This window comes from Azotobacter salinestris (assembly GCF_009363155.1).
In the GTDB taxonomy this organism is placed as follows: Bacteria; Pseudomonadota; Gammaproteobacteria; order Pseudomonadales; family Pseudomonadaceae; genus Azotobacter; species Azotobacter salinestris.
Genome location: NZ_CP045302.1, coordinates 3211108 through 3223541, shown reverse-complemented (window position 1 = coordinate 3223541; position 12434 = coordinate 3211108). Strand labels below are relative to the sequence as shown.

Sequence of the window (12434 nt, the reverse complement as noted above, 5' to 3'; positions counted from 1 at the left end):
TCTCCGTGTAGTGGACTTGCCCCAGGAATGAACGATCCCGATTCAAGTTTAAGCGCAGTGTTCGGCTTTCGCGTGACCGCCTCTGGCCGGCCCGCTCGGCGGCATCCGGCGTCTGGCCGACGCCTCAAGGTGCCCTGTCTTCGCAAAGGCAAAAATCATACCGCTATCGACAAACGGCCAAAACCCCTATCGTCGACATGGTTATGGATCTTTCGCCAGGCAGGCCGCGAAAAGATGTCGCACCCACCGGGTGCGCAACCGGCTGCGCCCTCGCACGAAAACCGTGCACGACACTGTGCGGCAGCCTTGCCGATGGCCCGTGTTACACTGGCGGCCGACTGATTCCGGAAACGCACCATGCTGCCGCCCAAAGCCCTGTTCGATACCCTCAGCACCCATGCCTCCCGCCTGTTCAGCGGCGAGACGCCGCTTCCGCCCCGCGAACTCGAGGCCCAGCTCAAGGCCTTGCTGCAGAGCGCCTTCGGCAAGCTCGATCTGGTCAGCCGGGAGGAATTCGACAGCCAGATGGCCGTCCTCGCCCGCACCCGCGCCCGCCTGGAGGCGCTGGAGGCGAAGGTCGCCGAACTCGAGGCACGCCTGGGCGAGCAGCCCCCCGCCCCGCCCGCGGCCTGACCGCGCGGGGAATGCGATCAAGGAGAGATCCGTGTCCCTGGCCATCGTCCACAGCCGCGCCCAGGTGGGCGTCGAGGCGCCCGCCGTCACCGTGGAGGCGCACCTGGCCAACGGCCTGCCGGCGCTGACCCTGGTCGGCCTGCCGGAAACCGCGGTCCGCGAGAGCAAAGACCGCGTGCGCAGCGCCATCCTCACCTCCGGCTTCGACTTCCCGGCGCGGCGCATCACCCTCAATCTGGCGCCCGCCGACCTGCCCAAGGACGGCGGCCGCTTCGACCTGGCCATCGCCCTGGGCATCCTCGCCGCCAGCGAGCAGTTGCCCGCCGAGGCCCTGGCCAGCCTGGAATGCCTGGGCGAGCTGGCCCTCTCCGGCAGCCTGCGCCCGGTCCGGGGCGTACTGCCCGCCGCGCTGGCTGCCCGCGCTGCCGGACGCACACTTGTGGTGCCGCAGGCGAACGCCGAGGAGGCCAGCCTCGCCTCGGGCCTGACCGTGCTGGCAGTCGACCACCTGCTGGAGCTGGCCGCACACCTGAACGGCCAGACGCTCCTTGCGCCCTACCAGGCCCAGGGCCTGCTGCGTCAGGCGCCACCCTATCCCGACCTCGCCGAAGTGCAGGGCCAGGCCGCGGCCAAGCGCGCCCTGCTGGTGGCCGCCGCCGGCTCTCACAATCTGCTTCTGAGCGGGCCTCCCGGAACCGGCAAGACCCTCCTGGCCAGCCGCCTGCCGGGCCTGCTGCCGCCCTTGGACGAACACGAGGCGCTGGAGGTGGCGGCGATTCATTCGGTGGCCGGCAGCGCGCCGCTCGCGGCCTGGCCGCAGCGGCCGTTCCGCCAGCCCCACCACAGCGCCTCGGGACCGGCGCTGGTCGGCGGTGGCAGCCGGCCGCGCCCCGGCGAGATCACCCTGGCGCACCAGGGCGTACTGTTTCTCGACGAGTTGCCGGAATTCGATCGCAAGGTGCTGGAGGTGCTGCGCGAGCCCCTGGAAAGCGGCGAGATCGTCATCGCCCGGGCCAGCGACAAGGTGCGCTTTCCAGCGCGCTTCCAGCTGGTCGCGGCGATGAACCCCTGCCCCTGCGGCTACCAAGGCGACCCCGCCGGCCGCTGCCGCTGCACCCCGGAGCAGATCCAGCGCTACCGTGCCAAGCTGTCCGGTCCGCTGCTCGACCGCATCGACCTGCACATCGGCGTCGCCCGCGAGGCCACCGCCCTGGGCGTGCCGCGCCTGGACGGCCCGGATAGCGCTAGCGCCGCGGCCCAGGTGGCGGCGGCGCGCAACCGCCAGCTCGCCCGCCAGGGCTGCCCCAATGCGTTCCTCGACCTGCCCGGTTTGCACCAATACTGCGCACTGAATGACCAAGACCGCCAGTGGCTGGAGCGCGCCTGCGAACGCCTCGGCCTGTCGCTGCGTGCCGCTCACCGCATCCTCAAGGTGGCGCGGACCCTGGCCGATCTGGAGGCGGCGCCGGACATCGCCCGCGCCCACCTGGCCGAAGCCCTGCAGTACCGGGCCAGCAGCGCCTGAAGCGTCCTGGAATGCCTTCGACGAGCCGGCCTGCCGGCTCGCATGGGAAAAGGGACCAAGCCCCCCTCAGCCGCGCCCGCCCAGCTTGCCCACCAGGCCGCGCAGGGTTTCCTGCAGGTCGGCGGGCATCAGCACTACCTTGGCGTTGTCGCTCTGGGCGAGCTTTTCCACCGAAGCGATGTACTTCTCGCCGAGCAGGTACAGCATCGGTCCGGGTTCGCTGCCGACCGCGCTGGTCACCCGGCGGATCGACTCGGACGAGGCCTCGGCCAGCAGCACCTGGGCGTTGGCATCGCGGCGCGCCGACTCCAGGCGCGCCTCGGCCTCGAGGATCGCCGCCTGCTTCTCGCCCTCGGCCTTGGTCACCGCGGCCTTGCGCTCGCGCTCGGCGGCGGCCTGCAGCTCCATCGCCCGCTGCATCGACTCGGACGGCTTGATGTCCTGGATCTCCACCGACTTCACCGTCAGCCCCCAGTCCACCGCCTCGTCGGCGATGCTCTCGCGCAGCCGCGCCTTGATCTTGTCCCGCGAGGACAGCGCCTCGTCCAGCTCCATCTCGCCGACGATGGAGCGCAGGGTGGTCATGATCAGGTTGCGAATCGCCTCGGAAAAGTCGGTGACCCCGTAGACCGCTTTGACCGGATCGGTGACCTTCACGAAGGCGATGGCGTTGGCGAGGATCACCGCATTGTCGCGGGTGATGACCTCCTGCTGCTGCACGTCGAGGATGATGTCCTTGGTCACCAGCTTGTAGGCGACGTTGTCGAGGAAGGGAATGATGATATTCAGCCCCGGCCGCAGGGTGACGTGGTAGCGCCCCAGGCGCTCGACGACCCACTCCTCGCCCTGCGCCACCAGCCGCACGCCCTTGGCGATGGTGATGAGAGCGAACGCGAGCACCGCGATCGCCACTGCCAGTCCCGCACTCATGTCTTGCTCCTTGTTCTTTTCCGAAAGGTCAGGCCCTGGCTACCTTGACGTAGCTGCCCTCGATCGACACCACCCGCACCCGCTCCCCCGCGGGGATCGCCGACTCGGCCAGGCAGGCCCATTCCTCGGCGCCAAGGATCGGCTTCTGGAAACGCACCCGGCCCCGCTCGAAGGGCGCGACGGCAGCGACCAGCAGCCCCACCTCGCCGATCGCCTCGCCGGTCGCCGTGCCGATCCGCGTCGTCTGCCGGCCGGGCCGGAACACGCCGAACCACAGCGCGGCCATCGCCAGCGAACTGAGGGTCCAGACCAACAGTTGCGCGGTCAGCGACAGATCGCCAGCCAGCAGCAGCACGCCCGCCACCAGCAGGGCGCCGAGGCCGAACCAGATCACGAAGAACGCCGGTATGGCCAGCTCCAGCAGAATCAGCACGATCCCGCCGACGACCCAGTGCCACCACTCCATTGCCCTTCCTCCTGCGCACCCGGCGCCTACATGTCGGCCAATGATATTAACTGGCCATTATTGCCGACAACAGGATGCAGCGCTGTGGAACGGTCTTGATCGCGCCCCTGTCAGCGATTCAGGGCCTCGTGCAGGTAGTCGGTGAAGGCGCGAACCAGCGCCGAGGCCTGGCGATGCTGCGGATAGACCGCGTAGACCTTCGTCGGCGGTCCCTGGAAGGCTTCGAGCACCGGCAGCAGCGCGCCCGTGGCCAGCTCCGGGCCGACGATGAAGGTCGGCAGCCAGGCGAGGCCGAGCCCGGCGAGGGCGGCGTCGCGCACCAGCTCGCCGTTGTTGACGCGGTAGCGGCCACGCACTCCGACGCGTTCGGGCCGCCCGTCGCGCCAGTAGCTCCACTCCACCCCCTTGCCGTGGCCGTAGAGCAGGCAGTCGTGCTCGCGCAGCTCCGCCGGCGTCTGCGGCGCACCGCGGCGAGCCAGATAGGCGGGGCTGGCGCAGGTGACCATCTGCTGCGGAGCCAGGGCGCGGGCGATCAGCGTGGAATCGGCGAGCTCGCCGATGCGCACCGCCATGTCGTAGCCCTCCTCGAGCAGGTCGACCCGCCGGTCGCTCAGGTCCAGTTCGACGGCGACCTCCGGGTAGCGCTCGAGAAAGCCCGGCAGCAGGCGACCGAGATGCAGGGTGCCGAAGGACATCGGTGCCGACAGGCGCAGCGTGCCCCGCGGCGTCGCCCGCAGTTGCAGGATGGCCTGCTCAGCCGCCTCCACGTCGTCGAGGATCTGCCGGGCCCGCTCGCAGTAGAGCAGCCCCAGCGGGGTGACGGCGAGCCGGCGGGTCGAGCGGTTGAGCAGGCGCACGCCCAGCCGCGCTTCCAGGCCCATCAGCCGGCGGCTGACGAACTGCTTGGACAGCCCCAGCGTCTCGGCCGCGGCGGTGAAGCTTCCGCCGTCCACCACGGAGACGAACAGGCGCATGTCCTCGAGCTGGTTCATTGTCTCTCCTCAGTGGACGATATTGCGCTTTTCGGCATCTTAATCGAATCGGAAGGAGACACTAGTCTGTACTCACGGTGCAAGACAAGGCACCCCCACCCACCAGGAGATACGGACATGACCCTTTCGACCCCGACCGCCATCCACACCACCACCGCCTTTGCCGGCCGCGCCCTGCTGAGCTCGCTGTTTCTCGTCAGCGGCCTGGGCAAGGCCGCCGCCCCGGCCGCCACCCTCGGCTACATCGGCAGCACCGGCCTGCCTTTCCCCACGCTGGCCCTGGCGGTCGCGCTGCTGATCGAGCTGGGCTTCGCCGCGGCGCTGCTGGTCGGCTACCGCACCCGCCTGGTCGCCACCGTGATGGCCGGCTTCACCCTGGCGACCGCCCTGGCCTTCCACAACCAGTTCGGCGACCAGAACCAGTTCATCCACTTCCTGAAGAACCTGGCGATCGCCGGGGGCCTGCTGCAGGTGGCCGCCTTCGGCGCGGGCGCCCTGAGCCTGGATGCCCGCCGCAGCCGCCGCCTCGCCCACGCCTGAAGTTTCCCGCCCGGCTCCGGCCGGGTCGCACCGACCGAGGAATCCGAGATGAACACCCACGAACTGCGCCGCTCCAGCGAGCGCGGCCAGGCCGACCACGGCTGGCTGCAATCCCGCCACAGCTTTTCCTTCGCCGCCTACCACGACCCCGAGCAGGTCGGTTTCTCCGACCTGCTGGTGATCAACGACGACCGCGTCGCCGCCGGCCAGGGCTTCGGCCGCCATCCGCACCGGGACATGGAAATCCTCTCCTACGTGCTCGACGGCGCCCTGGAACACCAGGACAGCCTGGGCAACGGCTCGGTGATCCGCCCGGACGACATCCAGCTGATGAGCGCCGGCACCGGCATCGCCCACAGCGAGTACAACGCCTCGCCCCGCGAGCCGGTGCATTTCCTGCAGATCTGGATCGTCCCGGCCGTCAGGGGCGCCACGCCGGGCTATCAACAGCAGCGCTTCGCCGCCGAGGACAAGCGCGGCCGGCTGCAGCTGATCCTCTCGCCGGACGGCGAGCAGGGCTCGCTGCGCCTCCATCAGGACGCCCGGGTCTACGCCGGGCTGTTCGACGGCGCGGAACGGGCCAGCCTGGAACTCGGCGGGCAGCGCCACGCCTACGTGCATCTGGCGCGCGGTGCGCTGAGCGTCAACGGCCAACGCCTGGAGGCGGGCGATGGCCTGCGCGTCCGCCGCGCCGAGCGGCTGGAGTTCGCCGATGGCGAACGGGCCGAGGTGCTGGTCTTCGACCTGCGCCCGAACGAGCTGCCGCGGATGCCGTGAACGGCGGCGGGCACGGGGCGCCGGGACGGCCAGCCGGATCGGCGGAGCGGAACCCGCTGAAAAGGCGCCGGCCGGGACTGCTAGAATGCCCGGCCGTCCCGTCCCGCGAGGCCCGCCATGTCCCGACTCAACCCGCGTCAACAGGAAGCCGTGACCTACGTCGGCGGCCCGCTCCTGGTGCTCGCCGGCGCCGGCTCCGGCAAGACCAGCGTGATCACCCGCAAGATCGCCTACCTGATCCAGCAGTGCGGCATCCAGGCCCGGCACATCGTCGCCATGACCTTCACCAACAAGGCCGCCCGCGAGATGAAGGAGCGCGTCGGCACGCTCCTGCGCGGCGCCGAGGGCAAGGGGCTGACCGTCTCCACCTTCCACAACCTCGGCCTCAACATCATCCGCAAGGAGCACGCGCGGCTCGGCTACAAGCCCGGCTTCTCGATCTTCGACGAGGGCGACATCAAGTCCCTGCTGACCGACATCATGCAGAAGGAATATGCAGGCGACGACGGTGTCGACGAGATCAAGAACCACATCGGCGCCTGGAAGAACGACCTGATCCTCCCCGAGGAGGCCCTGGAGAAGGCGCGCACACCCAAGGAGCAGACCGCCGCTGTCGTCTACCTGCACTACCAGCGCACTCTCAAGGCCTACAACGCGGTCGACTTCGACGACCTGATCCTGCTGCCGGTGAAGCTCTTCCAGAGCCAGCCCGAGGTACTCGAGAAGTGGCAGCACCGCATCCGCTACCTCCTGGTCGACGAATACCAGGACACCAACGCCAGCCAGTACCTGCTGGTGAAGCTTTTGGTCGGCATGCGCCACCAGTTCACCGTGGTCGGCGACGACGACCAGTCGATCTACGCCTGGCGCGGCGCGCGCCCGGAAAACCTGATGCAGCTGAAGGAGGACTACCCCTCGCTGAAGGTGGTGATGCTCGAGCAGAACTACCGCTCGACCAGCCGCATCCTGAAATGCGCCAACGTGCTGATCGCCAACAACCCCCATGTGTTCGACAAGCAGCTGTGGAGCGAGATGGGCCACGGCGACGAGATCCGCGTGATCCGCTGCCGCAACGAGGAAACCGAGGCCGAGCGGGTGGCCATGGAGATCCTCACCCTGCACCTGAAGACCGGCCGGCCCTACAGCGACTTCGCCATCCTCTACCGCGGCAACTACCAGTCGCGGCTGATGGAACTCAAGCTGCAGCACCACCAGATCCCCTACCGCCTTTCCGGCGGCACCAGCTTCTTCGCCCGCCAGGAGGTGAAGGACCTGATGAGCTACTTCCGCCTGCTGGTCAACCCGGACGACGACAACGCCTTCCTGCGGGTGATCAACGTGCCGCGCCGCGAGATCGGCTCGGCGACCCTGGAAAAGCTCAGCCACTACGCTGGCGAGCGCAACCTCTCGCTCTACGAGGCCGCCGGCGAACTGGGCCTCGCCCAGCATCTGGACAGCCGCTACTGCGAGCGCCTGGCGCGCTTCGCCCGCTGGATGGACGGCGTGCGCCGGCAGTGCGCGCAGAACGATCCGATCGCCGCCCTGCGCAGCATGATCATGGACATCGACTACGAGAACTGGCTCCGCCAGAACGCCTCCAGCGACAAGGTCGCCGAGGCGCGCATGGGCAACGTCTGGTTCCTCGTCGAGGCACTGAAGAACACCCTCGAAAAGGACGAGGACGGCGAGATGACCATCGAGGAGGCCATCGGCAAGCTGGTGCTGCGCGACATGCTCGAGCGCCAGCAGGAAGAGGAGGAAGGCGCCGAGGGTGTGCAGATGCTCACCCTGCACGCCTCCAAGGGCCTGGAGTTCCCCCACGTGTTCATCATCGGCGTCGAGGAGGAAATCCTCCCCCACCGCTCCAGCATCGAGGCCGACACCATCGAGGAGGAGCGCCGTCTGGCCTACGTCGGCATCACCCGCGCCCGGCAGAACCTGGTGCTGACCTTTGCCGCCAAGCGCAAGCAGTACGGCGAGATCATCGACTGCGCACCCAGCCGCTTCCTCGCCGAGCTGCCGCAGGACGACCTGGTCTGGGAAGGCCAGGAGGATGCGCCGGTGGAAGCCAAGGCGGCGCGCGGCAAGAGCGCGCTGGCCGATATCCGGGCGATGCTCAAGCGCTGAAGACCGCCCCTCACAGCTCGATCACCACGGACAGCCGGCGCCGCCGGCCGGGACTTTTGCCCCACTCGGCGGTCGGATCGGGTGAGGGTCGCCGCCATCGCCCGCACCCGCACGCCTCCAGCTCGAGAAGTTGGAGGTCGCAGCCATCCCTCTTTCGCAAGGAGGCACCATGCGCTCCAGGTTGCTCGCAACCTCGCTGCTGCTCGGCTTCGCCAGCTCGCCCGTTTCCGCAACCGACATTTCCTGCCGCGTGACCGAGGTGGTCGACGGCGACGCCTTCACCTGCCTGACCGCTACCGGAAAGCCGCTGAACGTCCGGCTGGCGGGAATCGACGCGCCCGAAGCCAGGCAGCCCCACGGCGACCAGTCCCGCCGGATGCTGAGCGACCTGGTGCTCGACCAGAGGGTGACCCTGAACGTGCAGGAGGCCGATCGCCAGGGCCGCTCGGTGGCGTGGGCCCATGTCGGCACGCGCGACATCAATGCCGAGATGGTCAGCCAGGGCGGTGCCTGGGCCCGGCGCCCGCATGACGCGGACCGGCGCCTCGCGCTTCTGGAAAGTCAGGCCGAGGCGGACAAGCGCGGCCTGTGGGCCCTTGCCGAGGCGGAACGCGTTCCGCCCTGGGAGTGGCGCGCCCTGGGCTGGAACGAGCACCCGGCTCCGCGCGAAGTCAGCCCGGGCGCGCTCGCCAAGGGGCCGGCCGCCAGCGGCCTGCGCTGCGACGGGAAGCGCTTCTGCAAGGAAATGAACAGCTGCGACGAGGCCAAGTTCTACGTGGAGAACTGCGGGCCGCGCAGCCTCGATGGCGACCGTGACGGCGTGCCCTGCGAATCGCTGTGCAAGTAGGCAGGCACCGAGCCCGACCGGGCAGGTGATGAAGTCCCTGCACACGACCTGCACAGCCCATCCTCGGTCTGCCACTGGCCCGACAATGAAGAAGCCCCGCTCGATGCAGGGGCTCCGGGGTCACCATCCTTTCACGTATTCCTTGCGTTGCGCCCGCAACCAGGCCCTGTCCCGCTCGGCGCTCTGCAGCAGCACCCGCTGCCGGTACAGGCCCAGGCGGCGCTTCTGCTCCGCAGCCGGAAGCCCGTCCCAGCCGTGGAACAGCCCGGCGTCATCGGCCACCTCCTTCATGTTCACGCCGACCCTCGCGCGGGATGGCCGGCCTGTCCAGCATCCGACGCACAGGCCGGCCACGAACAGGCCGCCGCACACGAGCGAAACATAGAGCGAAAAAGTGAGCATCATTGGCTGCCCTCCCTGGCATGGCTGAAAAAGCCAACCTAGCAACCAACCGAGCCTGTGGAGATGATTTGGCGCAAGACAACGGTCCCCACTGTCCACGCAGCGCCCAGCCAAGCCATCCCCCGCCGGCAGGACACCGGACTGTCGGCACAGGGCCTGTGGCGCTGCCGCCACTCGCGGCCTTCTCAACCAGGAGGCACGGCGCCTGCCGTGCCAGCCGCTGCCGGATCACACCTCCGCTCCAGGTTGTCCTCTCCTGCAGCATGAAGGAGAGCCCGGCTCATCGACCGTAACGGCGCACCAAAGATTTCACGCAAGCCTTGTATTGGGGCAGCGCATCAGCGTCGGCCACGGCCATGCGGTTGAGCGCGCAGTCCTCCATGGCCATGTCCAGGGCCGCATCCACATGGCGTTGCGCGTTGTCGTGGTAGAGGCTCGAACAGGCGTACGGAACGCCGATCACACTCAGGGTGAGCACTGTCTGGCGCAGGAATCTGATCCAGCGTCGAGGATCATCGGCCCACTCGACCAGGGCCTCGAAAAAAACCACTACCGGCTTCAATCTCGTGCCTCCTTCGGGGAAAAGTCCCTACATCATCCTCAAGCTCCCGGGGAGCCATGATGTTCAGGCAAGAAATTGGCCATTCCTGGGGTGGGGGGGATTACCGATCGACTCGCACGCCCTGGCTCCTCGCCCGAGCGCCTCGGGCAAGGCTGCTGCACGGCCCGTGCGAGGGGCCATGCCGCTCACTCCTTGCGCCTCAACTCCCGCGCCTGCTTCAGCTGCAGATCGGCATAGCGGCGCAGATAGGAGGCCATCTGGGTCAGCCCCCGCTGCTCCAGCTCGTGCGCCAGTCGGTAGTTCTCGTGCCCGCGTCGGGCCAGTTGCCGGGCCTTGGCCTCGGCGTCGTCGCCTGGTAGAGAGGTCATGCCTGCCTCCGCAGCCGAAGCCGCCTGCTGCACTCAGGCGGCCAGATTGATCGAGGATGACCGCTGCATGCACAGCTTCCTGCCACGCTCGATAGGGGGTTGATGACCGGAGCCGCAAAGCTCCGGATCTATCGCGGCGTGCAAACCTCGGCAGCCCCCTGGTCGCATGCAAATGCATAGCCAGCTACTGGGATGGCGACAGAGAACGAGACGAACGGCGCCTGTGCCCCCACCGTACCAGCGCAGGACGACTGGTCCGGGAACCGCGGCGGAACAGCCCCGGACGGAAGATACCGAAGCGCCGGAGAGCATTTCATGCCGGGACTGCGCCATGAAAGCCGGACGCCACCCCCTGCGCACTGTAAGACATTGCCTACAACGGCTTGAGAGCCTTGCGGCTTTATGCGCAGCGGCTGCCACGCTACAGTCGCCCCCGCGTTGGCGGACCGGCCAGGATGGTCGCCAGGAAATCTGCCAGCGTGCGCTCCGGCGCGATGGCCGGGGGAGGAAACGGGAATTAAGGAAACGGCTGCTCCTCGCATGTCGTTTCCTGCCCGGTGTAGCCGCTACCCCCTGAACGTCTGCCGGCTCCGTACGACCAGCGCGTGCGGATGCCGAGCCGCCGAGCGCTGAAACATTCCCGGGTCGAACGACTGTTCGGAACAGTCCGGCCCGTGGATCCAGGAAAAACGATCAATAGAATAAAAAATGATGAAAGCCGGTATAACCTCCCCATTTTTTTCCCGCCGCTTCGAGGTTCGCGACATTTCCGCCCAGTACGGCGGCCCGACCTTCGACCTTGTCTTCCACGACGCCGAGAGCAGAGTCGTGCGCTATTCCGAAGCCGTATGGGACTCGGAAGCCCTGGCCCTGGCCGAGGCCGAGCGACTCGAAGATACGCAGGCCTGCCCCGTTCATTGGGATGCCTACTAGTGTGGTGAATCACAACTACTCAGGATAAGACTTGTCTACCGCGGAGCTGACAGAGTTTTTTCGGAGGGCATGCGATGAAAACAGGCCGCCCAGCCGTTCGGATCGAACTGACCGAACACGAGCATGCCGAACTCACCCGCCGCCGAGCCAGGCACAAGGGGCCTGCCGATATGCAGCTGCGCGCCGAGATCATTCTGTCCTGCGCTCGAGGCGAGTCCGGCTCTTCCATTGCTCGACGGCTCGGCATTACGGCGCAAACCGTTTCGAGGTGGCGCCTTCGCTTCGCCCGTTTGGGCCTGCAAGGCCTCAATGACGAGCCGCGCTCAGGCCGCCCACGCAGCATCAGTGATGAAAAGGTCCAGGAAGTGGTCGACCGGGTGCGGCAGACCAGGCCCGACGATGCCAGTCATTGGAGCTCGCGCCGGATGAGCAAGGCCACCCATATTTCACCGGCGAGCGTACAGCGTATCTGGCGAGCCTTCGGGCTCAAGCCTCACCTGGAGCACACCTTCAAGCTGTCCACCGATCCCGCCTTTGTCGACAAGGTGCAGGATATCGTAGGGCTCTACCTGAATCCGCCGGATAAAGCGCTGGTACTGTGCGTCGATGAGAAAAGCCAGATCCAGGCGCTCAATCGAACACAGCCGGGGCTGCCGCTGGAGCCTGGGTATCCGGCGACCCGTACCCATGATTATCAGCGCCATGGCACGACGTCCTTGTTTGCCGCCCTGGATGTGGCCACCGGCGAGGTGATCGGACGTCTCAAGCGCCGTCACCGCAGCGCAGAATTCCTGGAGTTTCTCAGGGCCATCGAGGAAACGGTCGAGAGCGACAAGGCCATACACCTGATCATGGATAACTATGCCGTGCACAAGACCGACAAGGTGCGTGCCTGGCTTGTCGCACACCCGCGTTATCACGTGCATTTCACCCCGACGTCTGCGTCATGGCTGAATCTGGTGGAGCGCTTTTTCTCGATGCTCACCCAGAAGTGGATAAAGCGCCAGGCCCATACCAGCGTGAAGGATCTCGAGCAGTCCATCGAGTATTACCTGGCGACCTACAACCAGAATCCAAGGCCCTTCCGCTGGCGTAAGGGAGCAGGTGAAATCCTGGCCTCTGTCGGCAGGGCTGCTCGAGCCTTGCAAAGAAATAATGAAGCGAACTTGTGATTCACCACACTAGGGTCTGTTGACGTTTGGGCGTAGGCCGCGACGGAGGCCCAAGCGTCAACAGACCCCAGGGGACTCGGGAAGGGCTCCCCCCTTTTACCTCCTGAGCCCCCGCCGGATTCCGAGCGCACCACTTCCCGGGCACCCTCGACGACTCTGT

14 protein-coding genes are annotated in these 12434 nt (G+C 67.3%); 8 read left to right on the top strand and 6 right to left on the bottom strand.

Going from position 1 to position 12434, the window contains the following annotated elements; translation table 11 throughout:
• Nucleotides 1-357 precede the first annotated feature (357 nt).
• Both GCU53_RS14900 and GCU53_RS14895 read left to right on the top strand, forming a co-directional pair.
• Nucleotides 358-633 carry an accessory factor UbiK family protein gene (locus GCU53_RS14900; RefSeq protein ID WP_152388306.1) on the top strand — a complete coding sequence of 92 codons (276 nt, stop codon included), beginning with the start codon at nucleotides 358-360 and terminating at the stop codon, nucleotides 631-633.
• 31 nt (nucleotides 634-664) lie between these two features.
• Nucleotides 665-2158, top strand: a complete 1494-nt coding sequence (locus tag GCU53_RS14895; RefSeq protein ID WP_152388305.1) for a YifB family Mg chelatase-like AAA ATPase — start codon at nucleotides 665-667, stop codon at nucleotides 2156-2158.
• A 66-nt stretch (nucleotides 2159-2224) separates the two neighbouring features.
• Here GCU53_RS14895 and GCU53_RS14890 read toward each other — a convergent pair whose 3' ends face one another.
• The 3 genes from GCU53_RS14890 to GCU53_RS14880 form a co-directional block, all read right to left on the bottom strand.
• Complete coding sequence (locus GCU53_RS14890; RefSeq protein ID WP_152388304.1) at nucleotides 2225-3088, bottom strand: SPFH domain-containing protein; 864 nt, start codon at nucleotides 3086-3088, stop codon at nucleotides 2225-2227.
• Between the two features lie 28 nt (nucleotides 3089-3116).
• Nucleotides 3117-3554 carry an NfeD family protein gene (locus tag GCU53_RS14885; protein WP_152388303.1) on the bottom strand — a complete coding sequence of 146 codons (438 nt, stop codon included), beginning with the start codon at nucleotides 3552-3554 and terminating at the stop codon, nucleotides 3117-3119.
• 110 nt (nucleotides 3555-3664) lie between these two features.
• Nucleotides 3665-4546 (bottom strand): LysR family transcriptional regulator, encoded by an 882-nt coding sequence (locus GCU53_RS14880; protein ID WP_152388302.1) that lies wholly within the window; start codon nucleotides 4544-4546, stop codon nucleotides 3665-3667.
• 117 nt (nucleotides 4547-4663) lie between these two features.
• On the opposite strand from GCU53_RS14880, the gene GCU53_RS14875 reads away from it, so the two are divergent.
• The 4 genes from GCU53_RS14875 to GCU53_RS14860 all read left to right on the top strand — a co-directional run bounded on the left by GCU53_RS14875 (nucleotide 4664) and on the right by GCU53_RS14860 (nucleotide 8837).
• The gene (locus tag GCU53_RS14875; protein ID WP_152388301.1) at nucleotides 4664-5086 is read left to right on the top strand and encodes a DoxX family protein; all 423 of its coding nucleotides are present in this window, start codon (nucleotides 4664-4666) and stop codon (nucleotides 5084-5086) included.
• A 48-nt stretch (nucleotides 5087-5134) separates the two neighbouring features.
• Entirely contained in the window at nucleotides 5135-5863 is a 729-nt protein-coding gene (locus tag GCU53_RS14870) for a pirin family protein (protein ID WP_152388300.1), read from the top strand.
• A gap of 117 nt (nucleotides 5864-5980) precedes the next feature.
• Nucleotides 5981-7990, top strand: a complete 2010-nt coding sequence (gene rep, locus GCU53_RS14865; protein WP_152388299.1) for a DNA helicase Rep — start codon at nucleotides 5981-5983, stop codon at nucleotides 7988-7990.
• Nucleotides 7991-8159: 169 nt separating this feature from the next.
• On the top strand, nucleotides 8160-8837 hold the full coding sequence (locus GCU53_RS14860; protein WP_152388298.1) for a thermonuclease family protein: 678 nt from the start codon (nucleotides 8160-8162) through the stop codon (nucleotides 8835-8837).
• A 120-nt stretch (nucleotides 8838-8957) separates the two neighbouring features.
• Here GCU53_RS14860 and GCU53_RS26170 read toward each other — a convergent pair whose 3' ends face one another.
• The 3 genes from GCU53_RS26170 to GCU53_RS14845 all read right to left on the bottom strand — a co-directional run bounded on the left by GCU53_RS26170 (nucleotide 8958) and on the right by GCU53_RS14845 (nucleotide 10169).
• Nucleotides 8958-9134, bottom strand: coding sequence for a hypothetical protein (locus GCU53_RS26170; protein WP_244306784.1), 177 nt, complete (start codon nucleotides 9132-9134; stop codon nucleotides 8958-8960).
• 385 nt (nucleotides 9135-9519) lie between these two features.
• On the bottom strand, nucleotides 9520-9801 hold the full coding sequence (locus GCU53_RS14850) for a hypothetical protein (RefSeq protein ID WP_244306783.1): 282 nt from the start codon (nucleotides 9799-9801) through the stop codon (nucleotides 9520-9522).
• Between the two features lie 185 nt (nucleotides 9802-9986).
• Complete coding sequence (locus tag GCU53_RS14845) at nucleotides 9987-10169, bottom strand: hypothetical protein (protein ID WP_152388296.1); 183 nt, start codon at nucleotides 10167-10169, stop codon at nucleotides 9987-9989.
• 711 nt (nucleotides 10170-10880) lie between these two features.
• Between GCU53_RS14845 and GCU53_RS14840 the strand changes: the two genes are divergently transcribed.
• Nucleotides 10881-11102: a hypothetical protein gene (locus GCU53_RS14840; RefSeq protein WP_208845271.1), complete on the top strand. Its 222-nt coding sequence runs from the start codon at nucleotides 10881-10883 to the stop codon at nucleotides 11100-11102.
• A 74-nt stretch (nucleotides 11103-11176) separates the two neighbouring features.
• Nucleotides 11177-12274 carry an IS630 family transposase gene (locus GCU53_RS14835; protein WP_152386219.1) on the top strand — a complete coding sequence of 366 codons (1098 nt, stop codon included), beginning with the start codon at nucleotides 11177-11179 and terminating at the stop codon, nucleotides 12272-12274.
• Nucleotides 12275-12434: the final 160 nt, after the last annotated feature.

Bases quoted from the DNA above. Each gene is read 5' to 3' on its own strand.
- GCU53_RS14890 (WP_152388304.1), bottom strand. From the start codon at position 3,088: ATGAGTGCGGGACTGGCAGTGGCGATCGCGGTGCTCGCGTTCGCTCTC.
- GCU53_RS14900 (WP_152388306.1), top strand. From the start codon at position 358: ATGCTGCCGCCCAAAGCCCTGTTCGATACCCTCAGCACCCATGCCTCC.
- rep (WP_152388299.1), top strand. From the start codon at position 5,981: ATGTCCCGACTCAACCCGCGTCAACAGGAAGCCGTGACCTACGTCGGC.
- GCU53_RS14840 (WP_208845271.1), top strand. From the start codon at position 10,881: ATGAAAGCCGGTATAACCTCCCCATTTTTTTCCCGCCGCTTCGAGGTT.
- GCU53_RS14885 (WP_152388303.1), bottom strand. From the start codon at position 3,554: ATGGAGTGGTGGCACTGGGTCGTCGGCGGGATCGTGCTGATTCTGCTG.
- GCU53_RS14875 (WP_152388301.1), top strand. From the start codon at position 4,664: ATGACCCTTTCGACCCCGACCGCCATCCACACCACCACCGCCTTTGCC.
- GCU53_RS14870 (WP_152388300.1), top strand. From the start codon at position 5,135: ATGAACACCCACGAACTGCGCCGCTCCAGCGAGCGCGGCCAGGCCGAC.
- GCU53_RS14845 (WP_152388296.1), bottom strand. From the start codon at position 10,169: ATGACCTCTCTACCAGGCGACGACGCCGAGGCCAAGGCCCGGCAACTG.
- GCU53_RS14880 (WP_152388302.1), bottom strand. From the start codon at position 4,546: ATGAACCAGCTCGAGGACATGCGCCTGTTCGTCTCCGTGGTGGACGGC.
- GCU53_RS14835 (WP_152386219.1), top strand. From the start codon at position 11,177: ATGAAAACAGGCCGCCCAGCCGTTCGGATCGAACTGACCGAACACGAG.
- GCU53_RS14860 (WP_152388298.1), top strand. From the start codon at position 8,160: ATGCGCTCCAGGTTGCTCGCAACCTCGCTGCTGCTCGGCTTCGCCAGC.